The 15,483-nt window shown below is 61.9% G+C and carries 7 protein-coding genes; 5 read left to right on the top strand and 2 right to left on the bottom strand.

The annotated features are described in order from the left end of the window. Positions 1-216: 216 nt before the first annotated feature. The 3 genes from rpoB (at position 217) to RVAN_RS13335 (ending at position 10,027) form a co-directional block, all read left to right on the top strand. Positions 217-4,383 carry a DNA-directed RNA polymerase subunit beta gene (rpoB, locus tag RVAN_RS13345; RefSeq protein ID WP_013420240.1) on the top strand — a complete coding sequence of 1,389 codons (4,167 nt, stop codon included), beginning with the start codon at positions 217-219 and terminating at the stop codon, positions 4,381-4,383. A gap of 138 nt (positions 4,384-4,521) precedes the next feature. Further along, positions 4,522-8,748 carry a DNA-directed RNA polymerase subunit beta' gene (rpoC, locus tag RVAN_RS13340; RefSeq protein WP_013420239.1) on the top strand — a complete coding sequence of 1,409 codons (4,227 nt, stop codon included), beginning with the start codon at positions 4,522-4,524 and terminating at the stop codon, positions 8,746-8,748. A 100-nt stretch (positions 8,749-8,848) separates the two neighbouring features. Further along, positions 8,849-10,027 carry a hypothetical protein gene (locus tag RVAN_RS13335; protein WP_155942456.1) on the top strand — a complete coding sequence of 393 codons (1,179 nt, stop codon included), beginning with the start codon at positions 8,849-8,851 and terminating at the stop codon, positions 10,025-10,027. Positions 10,028-10,137: 110 nt separating this feature from the next. Here RVAN_RS13335 and RVAN_RS13330 read toward each other — a convergent pair whose 3' ends face one another. Both RVAN_RS13330 and RVAN_RS19115 read right to left on the bottom strand, forming a co-directional pair. Next, positions 10,138-11,103 carry an alpha/beta fold hydrolase gene (locus tag RVAN_RS13330; RefSeq protein WP_013420237.1) on the bottom strand — a complete coding sequence of 322 codons (966 nt, stop codon included), beginning with the start codon at positions 11,101-11,103 and terminating at the stop codon, positions 10,138-10,140. Next, positions 11,100-13,874: a lytic transglycosylase domain-containing protein gene (locus RVAN_RS19115; RefSeq protein WP_049779419.1), complete on the bottom strand. Its 2,775-nt coding sequence runs from the start codon at positions 13,872-13,874 to the stop codon at positions 11,100-11,102. Before RVAN_RS19115 ends, RVAN_RS13330 begins: the two co-directional genes overlap by 4 nt. Before the next feature lie 240 nt (positions 13,875-14,114). On the opposite strand from RVAN_RS19115, the gene dapA reads away from it, so the two are divergent. Together dapA and smpB are read left to right on the top strand one after the other, a co-directional pair. Then, positions 14,115-15,002, top strand: coding sequence for a 4-hydroxy-tetrahydrodipicolinate synthase (gene dapA, locus RVAN_RS13320; protein WP_013420235.1), 888 nt, complete (start codon positions 14,115-14,117; stop codon positions 15,000-15,002). 3 nt (positions 15,003-15,005) lie between these two features. Beyond that, positions 15,006-15,482: an SsrA-binding protein SmpB gene (smpB, locus tag RVAN_RS13315; RefSeq protein ID WP_013420234.1), complete on the top strand. Its 477-nt coding sequence runs from the start codon at positions 15,006-15,008 to the stop codon at positions 15,480-15,482. The last annotated feature ends 1 nt before the right edge of the window (position 15,483 follow it).

Here is a 15,483-nt window from a genome sequence, read left to right as displayed (position 1 = left end):
GGCCGGGTTCGCCCGGCCCTCGTTTCTGGACTGCATCGGCCCTCGGGTGCCTTGGTTCGGCCTAAAAAAAGGCGGGATAGAGGTGCCCGACAGGGCTTGAAAATCGTTAATGGGATGCCATATCAGGAGGCTTCCCAAGAAATAGGCTCTATCGCGACGCCCGAATCGCTAAGGCGTGCAGGACAAGCCGCCGCCCGGTGAAAATGAGGAGATCAAATGGCGCAGACGTTTATCGGCCGTAAACGTATTCGCAAGCGCTTCGGGAATATCGCCGACGCCGCCGAAATGCCGAATTTGATCGAGGTACAGAAGCAGTCCTACGATCAATTTCTCATGGTGCAAGACCCGGTAGGCGGGCGCGCGAACACCGGTTTGCAGGCGGTCTTTGCCTCGATCTTCCCCATAAAGGATTTTTCGGACAAAGCGCAACTCGAATTTGTCCGCTATGACTTCGAGCCGCCGAAATATGACGTAGATGAATGCCAGCAGCGAAGCATGACCTTCGCCGCGCCGCTGAAGGTAAAGTTACGCCTGATCACCTTCGACGTCAACGAGGAGACCGGCTCCCGGTCCGTCCGCGACATCAAGGAGCAGGACGTTTATATGGGCGACATCCCGTTCATGACGTCGAACGGCACCTTCGTGATCAACGGCACGGAGCGCGTGATCGTCTCGCAGATGCACCGTTCGCCGGGCGTGTTCTTCCACCACGATGGCGGCAAGAGCCACTCCTCGGGCAAGCTTTTGTTCGCGGCGCGCATCATCCCCTATCGTGGCTCGTGGCTCGATTTCGAGTTCGACGCGAAGGACATCGTCTATGCGCGTATCGACCGCAAGCGCAAGCTTCCGGCGACGACGCTGCTTTACGCGCTGGGCATGAACAACGAGGAAATCCTCGAAACCTTCTACAATCGCATTTCCTTCGAGGCGACGAAGCAGGGCTGGCGCACCGCTTTCGTCCCTGAGCGCATGCGCGGCCTCAAGGCGACGCAGGATATTTACGACGCCGACACGGGCGAAGTTGTCATCGAGGCGGGCAAGAAGCTGAATGCGCGCCTCGTGCGCCAACTCGCCGAGCGCGTGAAGTTCATCGCGGTGCCTGACGAGGCTCTGTTCGGCCGCTATCTCGCCGAGGACATCGTCAACATGACGACGGGCGTGATCTACGCCGAGGCGGGCGACGAACTCGACACCAAGATGCTCGACAAGCTCCGCGATGTTGGCGTCGAAGAGCTGCCTGTGCTCGACATCGACCATGTGAACACCGGCTCGTTCATCCGCAATACGCTCCATCTCGACAAGAACCAGAACCAGCAGGAAGCGCTGTTCGACATCTATCGCGTCATGCGTCCGGGCGAGCCGCCCACGGAAGACGCGGCGCGCGCGCTGTTCAAGAGCCTGTTCTTCGACGAGGAGCGCTACGACCTGTCATCGGTCGGCCGCGTGAAGATGAACATCCGTCTCGACATCAAGCAGTCGGACGAGATGCGCATCCTTACGAAGGACGACATCATCTCGGTGATTCGCACGCTGGTCGATCTTCGTGACGGCCGCGGCGAGGTTGACGACATCGACAACCTCGGCAATCGCCGCGTCCGCTCCGTTGGCGAGCTGATGGAAAATCAGTACCGCCTCGGCCTGCTCCGCATGGAGCGCGCCATCCGCGAGCGTATGTCATCGGTCGATATCGACACCGTGATGCCGCAGGATCTCATCAACGCGAAGCCTGCGAGCGCTGCGGTGCGCGAGTTCTTCGGCTCGTCGCAGCTTTCGCAGTTCATGGACCAGACGAACCCGCTCTCCGAGATCACGCACAAGCGGCGTCTCTCGGCGCTTGGACCTGGCGGTCTCACGCGTGAACGCGCAGGCTTCGAAGTCCGCGACGTGCATCCGACGCATTACGGCCGTATCTGTCCGATCGAAACGCCGGAAGGCCCGAATATCGGCCTTATCAACTCGCTGGCGACGTTCGCGCGCGTCAACAAATACGGCTTCATCGAAAGCCCGTATCGCAAGGTCGTGGACGGCAAGGTGACGGACGAAGTCATCTATCTCTCCGCGATGGAAGAGGCGCGCTGTCACATCGCCCAGGCGAATGTGAAGCTCAACGACGACAACAGCTTCGCCGAAGACCTCATCATCTGCCGTCACCAGGGCGACGTGTCGCTCGTGGCGAAGGAGAAGGCGGACTTCATCGACGTGTCGCCGAAGCAGGTCGTGTCCGTGGCCGCCGCGCTCATCCCGTTTCTTGAGAACGACGACGCGAACCGCGCGCTCATGGGCTCGAACATGCAACGTCAGGCCGTTCCGCTCATCCGCGCCGAGGCGCCGCTCGTCGGCACCGGCATGGAAAGCGTCGTGGCGCGCGACTCGGGCGCTGCGATCGGGGCGAAGCGCTCGGGCGTGATCGATCAGGTGGACGCTACCCGTATCGTGATCCGCGCAACCGACGAGATGGACCCGTCGAAGTCGGGCGTGGACATCTACAACCTGCGCAAGTTCCAGCGTTCGAACCAGAACACCTGCATCAACCAGCGTCCGCTGGTGCGTGTCGGTGACCGTGTCGAGCAGGGCGACATCATCGCGGACGGTCCCTCGACCGAACTCGGCGATCTGGCGCTCGGCAAGAACGTGCTCCTCGCCTTCATGCCGTGGCAGGGCTACAACTTCGAAGACTCGATCCTGCTTTCCGAGCGCATCGTTTCGACGGACGTCTTCACCTCGATCCATATTGAGGAGTTTGAAGTCTCCGCGCGCGATACGAAGCTTGGACCGGAGGAAATCACGCGCGACATTCCAAACGTCTCGGAAGAAGCGCTGAAGAACCTCGACGAAGCGGGCATCGTTTACATCGGTGCGGAAGTTCAGCCCGGCGATATTCTCGTCGGCAAGATTACGCCGAAGGGCGAAAGCCCGATGACGCCGGAAGAAAAGCTTCTGCGTGCCATCTTCGGCGAGAAGGCGTCCGACGTGCGCGACACCTCGCTCCGCCTGCCGCCCGGCGTTGCCGGTACGGTGGTGGAAGTGCGCGTGTTCAATCGCCACGGCGTCGAAAAAGACGAGCGCGCGATGGCCATCGAGCGCGAGGAGATCGAGCGTCTCGCGAAGGACCGCGACGACGAACTCCACATCCTCGACCGCAACGTCTACGGCCGACTTCGCGATATCCTGATCGGCAAGGAAGTCGCGCGCGGTCCGAAGGGTCTGCGCAAGGGCACCGAGGCGAACGAGGAGCTTCTGTCCGAAGTTCCGCGCAGCCAATGGTGGGATATCGCGCTCAAGGACGAGCAGGCGATGTCCGGCATCGAAGCCATCCGCCGTCAATACGACGAGGCCAAGAAGCGGCTGGAACAGCGCTTTGTGGACAAGATCGACAAGCTGAAGCGTGGCGACGAGCTTCCGCCCGGCGTGATGAAGATGGTCAAGGTCTTCGTCGCGGTGAAGCGCAAGATCCAGCCCGGCGACAAGATGGCCGGCCGCCACGGCAACAAGGGTGTGGTCAGCCGCATCGTGCCGATCGAGGACATGCCGTTCCTCGAAGACGGCACACATGTCGACATCGTGCTGAACCCGCTCGGCGTGCCAAGCCGCATGAACGTGGGCCAGATCCTCGAAACCCACCTTGGTTGGGCGTCGCGCGGTCTCGGCAACATGATCAACAAGGGGCTTGCGGTCTATCGCGAGCAGCACCGTATCGATGAGCTGCGTCAGGCCGTGGAGATCTCCTACAAGGGCGATCCATCGGTTCCGAATTTCACCGACGACCAACTGGTCGAACTCGCCGAGAATCTCGGCAAGGGCGTTCCGGTGGCAACTCCGGTGTTCGACGGTGCGCGCGAAGCCGACATCAATGCGATGCTCACGGCAGCAGGTCTCGACACGTCGGGGCAGGTCACGCTGTATGACGGGCGCTCGGGTGAGCCGTTCGACCGAAAGGTAACGGTCGGCTACAAGTACCTTTTGAAGCTGCATCACCTTGTCGACGACAAGATCCATGCACGCTCGATCGGGCCTTACAGCCTTGTCACGCAGCAGCCTCTCGGTGGTAAGGCTCAGTTCGGCGGCCAGCGCTTCGGTGAAATGGAAGTGTGGGCGCTCGAAGCTTACGGCGCGGCATACACGCTTCAGGAAATGCTGACCGTGAAGTCGGACGACGTCGCGGGCCGCACGAAGGTCTACGAAGCCATCGTGCGCGGCGACGACACGTTCGAAGCGGGCGTTCCAGAGAGCTTCAACGTGCTCGTGAAGGAAATGCGCGCGCTCGGCATGAACGTGGAACTGAAGCAGACCCGGGGTGCGAACGAACCGGCACCGGAGCCGTCGTCACGGCCTCCGCAGTTCCAGTTGCCGAAGCGGCCAAAGACGCAGCAGGCCGCAGAATAGAAACAAGAGCGGGTACCGGCTTCGGCTGGTGCCCGCATCGGCGTTTCCAAGGAAATTGGCGAGGCGCAGCTTCGCAGTCCGCCAAACGGGGCGGACATCGGTCGGAGAAGCCGCGGAAGCGGCTCATAGGAGCGACGAATGAATCAAGAGATCACGAATCTCTTCAGCCCGCAGGTGCCAACTCAGGTATTCGACCAGATTCGCATCTCGATCGCAAGTCCGGAAAAAATACTCTCGTGGTCTTACGGCGAAATCAAGAAGCCTGAAACCATCAACTACCGCACGTTCAAGCCCGAACGCGACGGCCTGTTCTGCGCGCGTATCTTCGGCCCGATCAAAGACTACGAATGTCTTTGCGGCAAGTACAAGCGCATGAAGTACAAGGGCGTTATCTGCGAAAAATGCGGCGTGGAAGTGACGCTCACCAAGGTGCGCCGCGACCGCATGGGCCATATCGAACTGGCCTCGCCTGTCGCGCATATCTGGTTCCTGAAGTCGCTGCCTTCGCGCATCGGCCTTCTGCTCGACATGGGCCTGAAGGATCTCGAACGCGTTCTCTACTTCGAGAACTACGTCGTCATCGAGCCGGGGCTGACGCCGCTCAAGGCGGGCCAGCTTCTGACCGAGGAAGACTTCAACAAGGCTCAGGAAGAGTACGGCGAGGACGCGTTCCAGGCGGGCATCGGCGCGGAAGCCGTTCGCGACATGCTCATGGCGCTGAACCTTGAGCAGATGCGCGAGCAGATCCGCCAGGAAATCGCGGAAGCCACGACCGAACTCAAGCCGAAGAAGCTCGCCAAGCGGCTCAAGGTAATCGAAGCGTTCATCATGTCCGGCAACCGGCCGGAATGGATGATCATGAAGGTCATCCCGGTGATCCCGCCGGAACTGCGCCCGCTCGTGCCGCTCGATGGCGGCCGCTTCGCAACATCCGACTTGAACGACCTTTATCGGCGCGTCATCAACCGTAACAACCGTCTGAAGCGGCTGATCGAACTGCGCGCGCCGGACATCATCATCCGCAACGAGAAGCGCATGCTTCAGGAAGCGGTGGACGCGCTGTTCGATAACGGCCGTCGCGGCCGCGTCATCACGGGCGCCAACAAGCGTCCGCTGAAGTCGCTCGCCGACATGCTGAAGGGCAAGCAGGGCCGCTTCCGTCAGAACCTCCTCGGCAAGCGCGTCGACTATTCCGGCCGCTCCGTGATCGTGGTGGGACCGGAACTCAAGCTGCACCAGTGCGGCCTGCCAAAGAAGATGGCGCTCGAATTGTTCAAGCCGTTCATCTATTCGCGGCTCGACGCGCAAGGCTACTCGGCAACCGTGAAGCAGGCGAAGAAGCTCGTCGAGAAGGAGCGCCCCGAGGTCTGGGACATCCTTGACGAGGTCATTCGCGAGCATCCGGTGCTGCTCAACCGCGCGCCGACGCTCCACCGACTCGGCATTCAGGCGTTCGAGCCTGTGCTGGTCGAGGGCAAGGCGATCCAGCTTCACCCGCTCGTCTGCGCGGCGTTCAATGCCGACTTCGACGGCGACCAGATGGCCGTGCACGTCCCGCTGTCGCTCGAAGCGCAGCTGGAAGCGCGCGTGCTCATGATGTCGACCAACAACATCCTGCACCCCGCGAACGGCCAGCCGATCATCGTGCCGTCGCAGGACATCGTTCTCGGCCTCTATTATCTCTCGATCCTGAAGGAGAAGGAGCCGGGCGAAGGCAGTCTCTTCGGCAGCGTTGCCGAAGTTCAGCACGCGCTCGCCGCTGGCGCTGTGACCCTGCACGCCAAGATCAAGGGCCGTCACATCGGCGTGGACGAAAACGGCAAGCCGCAGTCGAGGGTCTACGACACGACGCCGGGCCGCCTCATGCTTGCGGAGATGCTGCCGCAAAAGCCGGGCATCAGCTTTGACCTCGTCAACAGACTGCTGACGAAGAAGAACATCGGCAAGGTGATCGACGCCGTCTACCGCTCCTGCGGTCAGAAAGAGACGGTCATCTTCTGCGACCGGATCATGGCGCTCGGCTTCCATCATGCCTACAAGGCCGGCATCTCCTTCGGCAAGGACGACATGCTCGTTCCGGAAACGAAGAAGAAGATCATCGGCGACACCGAAGCCCTCGTGCTCGACTACGAGCAGCAGTACAACGATGGCCTCATCACGCGGATGGAGAAGTACAACAAGGTCGTCGATGCCTGGGCGAAGTGTACGGACCGCATCGCGAAGGAGATGATGGACCGCATCTCGGCCGTTCAGTACGACAAGGAAACCGGCCGCGAGAAGCAGATCAACTCGGTTTACATGATGGCCCACTCGGGCGCGCGTGGTTCCGAAAAGCAGATGCGTCAGCTTGCCGGTATGCGCGGCCTCATGGCCAAGCCGTCGGGCGAAATCATCGAGACGCCGATCATCTCCAACTTCAAGGAGGGGCTGTCGGTTCTCGAATACTTCAACTCGACTCACGGCGCGCGAAAGGGTCTCGCGGACACGGCGCTCAAGACGGCAAACTCGGGTTACCTCACCCGCCGTCTCGTCGACGTGGCGCAGGACTGCATCGTGACGGAACACGATTGCGGCACCGACAAGGGCATCAAGCTGGGGGCGGTGATCGACGCGGGCGAAGTGCTCGTGTCGCTCGGCGACCGCATCCTCGGCCGCGTGCCTGCCGACGACGTTGTGCATCCGTCAACGGGTGCCATCATCGCTCCGGCCGGCGAGATCATTACCGAGCTGGAGGCGCGGCTTCTCGATGAGGCGCAGGTGCAGGAGGTGCGCATCCGCTCAGCTCTCACCTGCGAACTCAAGAACGGCATCTGCGGCAAATGCTACGGCCGCGACCTTGCTCGCGGTACGTCAGTCAACATCGGCGAAGCGGTCGGCGTCATTGCGGCGCAGTCCATCGGCGAGCCGGGCACGCAGCTCACGATGCGCACGTTCCACATCGGTGGCACGGCGCAGGTTGCGGATAATTCGTTCATCGAGAGCAACTTCGCGGGCAACGTGGAAATCCGCAGCCGCAACGCGGCGCGGGACAGCCAGGGACGTCTGGTGGCCTTGGGCCGTAACATGGCGGTCATCATCAAGGATGCTGACGGTCGCGAGCGCGCGGTTCACAAGATCGCGCAGGGCTCTCACCTGAAGGTGGACGACGGCGACGTTGTGAAGCGCGGCCAGCGTCTGGCGGAGTGGGATCCATATTCGCGTTCGATCCTGACGGAAACCGACGGCGTGGTCGAGTTCGAAGACCTGCTGGACGGCATCTCGGTCAACGAACAGTCCGACGAAACGACGGGTATTACGAACCGCGTCATCGTCGACTGGCGCGCCAACCCGCGCGGCTCGGCACTGCGCCCGGCCATCGTGATCAAGGACAAGGTCGGCGGCAAGGTTCTGAAGCTGGCGCGCGGCGGTGAGGCTCGCTACCTGCTTTCGGTGGAAGCGATCCTTTCCGTGGAGCCGGGGCAGAAGGTGAAGGCGGGCGACGTGCTGTCACGTATCTCGCTCGAAAGCGCCAAGACACGCGACATCACGGGCGGTCTGCCGCGCGTGGCGGAGTTGTTCGAGGCACGCCGTCCGAAGGATCACGCGATCATTGCGGAGATCTCCGGCACGGTGCATTTCGGTCGCGACTACAAGAACAAGCGCCGCGTCCTTATCCAGCCGGATGAGGAAGGGCTCGATCCGGTCGAATACTTGCTGCCAAAGGGCAAGCACCTCGCTGTGCAGGAGGGCGACCGCATCGAAAAGGGCGAGTTCATCCTCGACGGCAACCCGGCACCGCACGACATCCTGGCGATCAAGGGCGTGGAAGAACTTGCGTCGTTCCTCGTCAACGAAATCCAGGAAGTCTATCGTCTGCAAGGCGTGACGATCAACGACAAGCATATCGAAGTCATCGTGCGTCAGATGCTCCAGAAGGTCGAAGTGACCGACGCGGGCGACACCGAGTTCCTCAAGAACGAGCAGGTCGACAAGATCGAGTTCGACGAGATGAACGTGATGGTCGAGCAGGCGGGCGGACGTCCGGCGACGGCGGTTCCTGTGCTTCTCGGCATCACGAAGGCCAGCTTGCAAACGCGGTCGTTCATCTCGGCGGCCTCGTTCCAGGAGACAACGCGCGTCCTCACGGAAGCGGCGCTCAACGGCAAGGTCGATACGCTCGACGGGCTGAAGGAGAACGTCATCGTGGGCCGCCTCATTCCGGCGGGCACGGGCGGCATGATCAGCCAGCTTCGCCGCGTGGCGAGCCACCGCGACGACCTCATTCTTCAGGAGCGGAACAAGGCAGGCGCGAAGGCGTTGCCCACCGTTCCGGGGGGCGAATCAGTCGCCCCGGGTGTGCCGCTTGAGGTGCAGGTTGTCGAATAGATGACAGCCTAAAGGACGAAAAAAGCCCGGCTTATGGCCGGGCTTTTTGATTCTGACACGGTGCAAGCAAAAAAAGCGGCGAAAAAGCGCCCTCAATCCCTTGGAATATCTGAATCCTTCCGTTAAAGTCGCATTTACCGACGAGATGATGCTGGTTTGCATCGGGTGTTTGGCGGCACCTGTCGGGGGCGGGGACCTTACGATAGCGTTTGATCAATCCTGGTGGAGACTTCGGCCTCTGACTATGCAGGACATAAAACAGTTAACTCGGTGGAGCGCCCCTCCGATGAGGTTAGGGAACGTAAGCCTGCCCGTATTAGCGTCTGCCGTGCTTTGTCTCGGCGCGCTGATCAGCCCCGCACACGCGGTGCCGTCGCAGCCATGGTATCTGGCGGCCTTCGATCACGTTATGCGCGTCCTCGTCAACAACGAAGCGCCAGCGGTTCAGATGGCGAGCGGCTCGGCCGAGCAACAGAATAACGTCGATCCAGCTTATTACAGCCGCGTTACGAAAGAAGCGGGCACGATCACGCTCCGCGGCAACGTGCCGTCAGATGGCGATCTCAAGGTGCTGCAAGGCGTCGCCGCCGCCATCGCGCCGGGCGCATCCGTCGTGGATAGGACGCGCATCAATCCAGGCGTCCCGAACCGCGACGTCTGGCTGGCGGCCATGACATTCGCCCTTCGTCAGATGGGGAAACTGAACACCGGCTCCGCATCCTTGAGGAATGCCGCGATTACTATCGAAGGCGTGACGAACGCGGATGATGATTTCGCCGTCATCCAGAAGAAGGTCCGAGAGGAAGCGCCCAAGGGATTGAATTTGCAGGTGGCGCTCAAGCCGCACGACGTTCGCCCGTTCGTCTGGCTGGCGCAATTGCAGCAGGGCGCTGTCCATCTCAGCGGCCATGTACCGTCCGAGCAGGACAAGGTCATCTTCGGCCACGCACAAGTTCTGTTTCAAAACCTGACGATCAACAGCAGCATGGAAGTGGCTAAAGGCGAGCCGAAAGGCTGGATCGAGGCCACGAAGGTTTCACTTGAAATGCTGTCGTTGCTTTATTCTGGCAGCGTGGCCATCAGCGATAAGGTGGTGAAGATCGACGGGATTTATTCTTCGCCCGCCATGGTCGACCTGCTGAAAGTCTATAGCAAAAGGCTGCCCGAAGGCTTCACACTCGAAACCAGCATTCTGGAACCCGTCGCGCGTGCACCCGCTGCGCGTGCCGAGGATATGAGCTTCGCGGCCCATCAGGCGCGCGCCTCCTACAATCCGTGAGGTTTCGGCTCGTTGTGCAATCGCCTTTTGCGTCGTGCCGCGTCTGATCTACGGCGCGACGCTGTAGTGCGCATGCAGAAGTTGGAGCGGGATCTTAAAGGCCATCTCCCTTAGACCGAAAATATCTCCTGCGGCTCGGGAAGTGGCGGGCGCGGCACCGCGTGCCATGTCGAGTCGGCGTCGATCAGGAAATCCGCGATAAGCCGCTCGCTGAAACGGTCTTTCAAGAGCGGTGCGTGACCTTCGTTCGGGATGAGCACAGGTGTCAGGCGCGGGTGTCGAGCTTGCATCTCCTGCACAGTCGCCGCCGAAAGCAGGTCGGAATGCTCGCCGCGAATGACCATCACCGGCACGGATCGCAAGGACTCGAAATGCTCCCACATCGTCGGGACGGGCTTCGAAATGTCGATCTCCGACAGCGCCTTGCCGATATTCGGATCGTAGGCCGGCGCGGGTCGTCCTTCGGCGTCCTCGTTGAAAAGCTGGCGCGTCCATGACCGCCATCCCGCATTGTCGAGCGCGGTGAACTGGCGCTTGTTGATGTCTCGGACGACGCGCAGGGCCTCGTCCCAATCGGCGGGCACGGGGATCTTCCCGGTGTAGCCCATGATACGCGCGAGGCCTGCCGTTTCGATCACTGGGCCAATGTCGTTCAGAATGGCGCATCCGATCGCGGCGGGGCGCGTGATGGCGAGCAACATGGTGATGATACCGCCCCGCGACGTGCCGAGCACAGCGACATCGGACAAGCCGCGCAGCGTGAGAAACGCCTCAATGTCCTGAAGCTCGATGAGCGCGGAGTAATTCCGCCAGTCCTTGTCCCACTCGGACCGCCCGCGCCCGCGATAATCGAGGCAATAGACGGCGCGCGGGTGCGTCGGATGCGTGGACAGCGCTACGGCAAGGTCGTGGAAGTCGCGGCCGTTGCGTGTCAGCCCGGCGAGGCACAGGAGGGGCCGCGCTGGCGCATCGTCGCTGCCATATTTACGGACATACAGAACGAGATCGTCATGGCTGCGGTAGAAGATGTCTTCCGTTTGGGGAACCGCTGCGCCAGTCGATCCGTATGTCGTCATTGTGCGTCGTCCCTTGCCGCCGGTTCATCGTCTTCGCTGGTACTGCCGCTCAGGTCCGCGATATGCGGAATACGCCCTGGCCGTCCGCGATGCAGATCTTCCACAAGCTGGAATTTTGCCTTTCCACTTTCAAGACGGCAACGATAAAGCTGCACGCTTTCCAGAATGCGCTGCACATAATTCCGCGTTTCGGTGAACGGGATGCGCTCAACCCAGTCGACCGGGTCGGCGTTGCGCGCACGGGGATCGCCGTAATCCTTGATCCATTGCCTCACGCGGCCCGGACCGGCGTTGTAGGCGGCGAGCGTCAGCACATAGGAGCCGTCATAGCCGTCATAGAGCTTGGCGAGGAAGGCTGAGCCGAGCGTCACGTTATAGGACGGGTCGGAGACAAGCCGCCCGAGGTCGTATTTCATGCTGTTCGACGAGGCCACGAGCTTCGCCGTTTGCGGCATGAGCTGCATCAGGCCGCGCGCGCCGACACTGCTGACGGAGCCGGTGTTGAACTCGCTTTCCTGACGCGTCAGGGCGTTGAGCAGCGAAACCTCAAGCTTGTTGTTGTCGCCAAGCGTGTCGAACTTCGGAAGCAGGGTCGGGAAGGCATAGGCCTCGACAGGATAACCGCGCAGAAGCGCGATCTTCGCGGCGCGGATCGCGACATGCGGCGGCGCGATGCGTTCGAGAAGCTCCAGCATCAGAACGATCTGTTCCGGGTCGGTAAGCTGGCGGGCGAGGTCGAGCGATGAAAGGACGAGCACCGACGTCATGTCGAGCTGCTTCGCGATAACGAGTGCCTTGAACGCGTCTTCCTTCACGAAAGCGGCGATGGCTTCCTTCGACGGCTGGAGCGGTGCGCGGAATTCGCAGGCAGGCTGCCGTTCCAGCGCCTGACGCGCAAGCGAACCGTAATAAGTATGCGCGCGGTCGGCGGCCTCTTTGAACAGGCGCTCGGCGTCCTTGCGCTTGTCGAGTTCGAGCCGCGTCCGCGCGAGCCAGAAGGCGGCGCGTGCCTCGTCCCGAGAGAAGCCCTTGACCGCGTAGGCTGCCTCGAAATGCCTCTCCGCGAGCTTCGTGTCCTTGAGGAAGCGCAGCGCGATCCAGCCGGACAGGAATTGCGCTTCCGACAGGTCTTCGGCGCCGAGCTGCCCATGCTTCGACGCGATGGCGTAGGCCGTGCCAACGCGGTCGTCATTCAGCGCGCGGCGAACTTCCGTGCGGCGGAAATCCCACCATTTGTCCGGGTCGGCGAAGTCGGCTTTTTCGGGATCGACCGAGCGCAGGATGGACCACAGACGGTCGTCCTCCTTCGCCTTCCGCAGCGATTTCAGCCGCGCTAGCAGCGAGAGTGGACCGCGCGAAAGCTCCTTGCGAATATCGACGGCGTCCTCTTTCGCCTTGTCCTGAAGCGTAGGCTTGGCAGGCTTGTCATCCTTCGCGGCGGCGGCTTTATCGCCCGTCTTTGTGTCGGCTGGGGCCGCTTCCGGCTTGGCGGTCGCGTCTGTTTTTGCCTCGGGCTTGGTCTCTGCCTTGTCGTCCGCTTTTGGCTCGGCTCCATCAGCCTTCTTGTCAGCGGCCTTCGCTTCTTCCGTTTTCATCGCCGCGAGATGCAGATGCGATGACGCGGCGAGCCGGCCGGCCTGGCCGAGAAGCGCGGCATGCTGCGTCGCCGCTACGGGCGCGGCTTCGCTCTGACGTTTTCCCTTCGTGCGCCCGGTCGACTTGCCCTTCCGGCCGCCGCGACCGTGGATCGCCTTGCCGCCGGAGCGCTTGCCGCGGGCGCGCGCAGCGCCCTTGATGCCCTTGGCATCGCTCGCCGTCACCTTGCTGCCGGGGTCGTCCTTGGCTTGGGCGCGGGCATCGAGCATCGCTGCGCGCACGCGCCTGTCGTCATCGGTGAGAAGCGATCCGAAGCGCTGCTCGAAGCGGTCCTGCGCGGCGGGATCGAATGCGTAGCGGCTCCAAGCATAGCGCACGAGGGTCACGCCGCGCTCGCGCTCGCCGGTGTCGATCAGCGCGCCACCAAGGGCAGCGGTGCCCGCGCCGGAGACCGGCTTGCGGTTCGTGTAGAATTTCAGCACCGTGGAGGCGGGAGCGTTCGCGAGGAACAGGCTCTTTTCGATGGACGGATCGACGGGCGGTTCCGGGAACAGCGGGTTCGCGGCGCGGAACGCCATTGTGTCGTCGAAGTCGGAGGCCGCGCGCACCCGCCGCCATTCGGCGAAGCTCCGCGCGGACGGGTCGGAAACCTTCTTGATCGCGTCGCGCGCGGCGGAGTCGTTGCCCTTCGCTGCGGCGGCAAGCACGTCCTTGATCGCGGCTGTGTCGCTATCGCTGAGCCGATATGACAGCACCGGGTCGAGCGACGCGGTCATGTCTTCTTTCGGGAACGGCTTCGGAAATCTCAGATCGACGGCGGGTACGAGGGACGTCTCGCCTTTCCGTGGCTCCATGGCTGGCGGCGATGCCGGCGTACCGTCGGAACGCACTGATGGCGACGTTTGCACCGCGACGGGCGTCGGCTTGAGGCTCAGGCCACGGTCTACCGCAGGCGTCGGCGCGGGCGTGGTCCCGCCGAATTTCGAGGGCTTGGCCTCCCCCGCCGATTGAGGTTTTGACGCGGTTGACGCAGAAACGGACGGCTCTTTTTGCGAGGGCAGAAGGTAAGGTACGAAGCTCACCGCAAAAAAGCCAAGCGCCGAGCCGATGATGATCGCCTTCAGGAAGCGAAAGCGATCGGCGAGGGCGTTGGGTTTGGGGTCCAGCGTTGACATTTCCCTATTGAGTGACGGATTTTCGTTGGCAGCGGGTCCCATCAAACCTATGGTTTTGCCTCGTCAAGGATTTCACAAGGCTACCTGCATACGCTGTCATGATTGATGGTCGTTTAATCCGGCAATACAATGACAAGCTCGGCGACGGCTCAAGGAACTAATTCGGGGAAACGATACCCCGGTTAACGGGCCGTTAAGCTTTTCCGTAAAAATGACAGCATTCAGGTGAGGATGGACGAGATGTTCAAGGGCTCTTTTACCGCGCTTATTACGCCGTTTGAAGGCGATGGCGTCGATTATGATGCCTTCGCGCGCCTTGTCGAATTTCAAATCCAGTCAGGCACACACGGAATTGTTCCGGTCGGCACGACGGGCGAATCCCCCACACTGAGCCACGAAGAGCATGAGCGCGTCGTTGAGACGTGTATCGCCGCCGCGAAGGGTCGCGTGCCGGTAATCGCGGGCGCAGGCTCCAACAGCACGGCGGAAGCCGTCATGCTGTCGCGGCATGCGCAGAAGGCGGGCGCCGACGCTGTGCTGGTCGTCACGCCGTACTACAACAAGCCAACGCAAGAAGGGCTTTACCAGCACTTCAAGGCGGTCAACGACGCGATCGAGATTCCGATCATCATCTACAACATCCCGGGGCGCAGCGTGATCGACATGTCGGTCGCGACGATGGCGCGGCTGTTCGAGCTGAAGAACATCGTCGGCGTGAAGGACGCGACCGCGTCGCCCGTTCGCGCGAGCCAGCAACGCGCTGTGCTTGGGCCGGACTTCATCCAACTCTCGGGCGAGGACGGCACCGCGCTTGCGTTCAATGCGCATGGCGGCCATGGCTGCATCTCGGTGACGTCCAACGTTGCGCCGAAGCTTTGCTCCGACTTTCAGAACGCCTGCCTCGCGGGCGATTACGCGAAGGCGCTGGAACTGCACGACCTTCTGATGCCACTGCATGATGCGCTGTTCGTCGAAACGAACCCCGTGCCGGTGAAGTATGCGGCGTCGCGGCTCGGCCTTTGCAAGCCGGAGACGCGCCTCCCGTTGACCCCGCTGTCCGAAGCCTCAAAGGCGCGCGTAGACGCTGCGCTCGAAAAGGTCGGCCTGCTGCATAGCGAGGCCGCGTAAGCAATGGCAGCGCCCGCCGCGACATCCGTTCGCAAAGTCGTAGCCGAGAACAGGAAGGCGCGCTTCTCGTACTTCATCGACGACACGTTCGAGGTGGGTATCGCACTCGGCGGCTCGGAGGTGAAGTCTCTGCGGCAGGGCAAGGCCAATATTGCCGAGTCCTACGCGACGGCGCAGGGCAGCGAAATCTTCCTGATCAACGCCTACATTCCCGAATATCTCCAGGCGAACCGCCTGAACCACGAGACGCGCCGCCCGCGCAAGCTCTTGCTCCACAAGCGAGAGGTGAACAAGCTCATGGGCGCGATCCACCGCGAGGGCATGACGCTCGTGCCGCTGCGGATCTACTTCAACGATCGCGGCCGCGCGAAGCTCGAACTCGCTCTCGCGCGAGGCAAGAAGCTCCACGACAAGCGCGAGACGGAAAAGAACCGCGACTGGGAACGCCAGAAGGGCCGTCTCATGAGGGATCGCGGCTGAC

Origin of the sequence: Rhodomicrobium vannielii ATCC 17100, assembly GCF_000166055.1 — a bacterium.
Taxonomy (GTDB): Bacteria; Pseudomonadota; Alphaproteobacteria; order Rhizobiales; family Rhodomicrobiaceae; genus Rhodomicrobium; species Rhodomicrobium vannielii.
Note: the sequence above shows the minus strand (reverse complement) of the source record. Positions and strands in the feature narration are given on the sequence as shown.

Bases quoted from the DNA above. Each gene is read 5' to 3' on its own strand.
- rpoB (WP_013420240.1), top strand. From the start codon at position 217: ATGGCGCAGACGTTTATCGGCCGTAAACGTATTCGCAAGCGCTTCGGG.
- rpoC (WP_013420239.1), top strand. From the start codon at position 4,522: ATGAATCAAGAGATCACGAATCTCTTCAGCCCGCAGGTGCCAACTCAG.
- RVAN_RS13330 (WP_013420237.1), bottom strand. From the start codon at position 11,103: ATGACGACATACGGATCGACTGGCGCAGCGGTTCCCCAAACGGAAGAC.
- RVAN_RS19115 (WP_049779419.1), bottom strand. From the start codon at position 13,874: ATGTCAACGCTGGACCCCAAACCCAACGCCCTCGCCGATCGCTTTCGC.
- dapA (WP_013420235.1), top strand. From the start codon at position 14,115: ATGTTCAAGGGCTCTTTTACCGCGCTTATTACGCCGTTTGAAGGCGAT.
- smpB (WP_013420234.1), top strand. From the start codon at position 15,006: ATGGCAGCGCCCGCCGCGACATCCGTTCGCAAAGTCGTAGCCGAGAAC.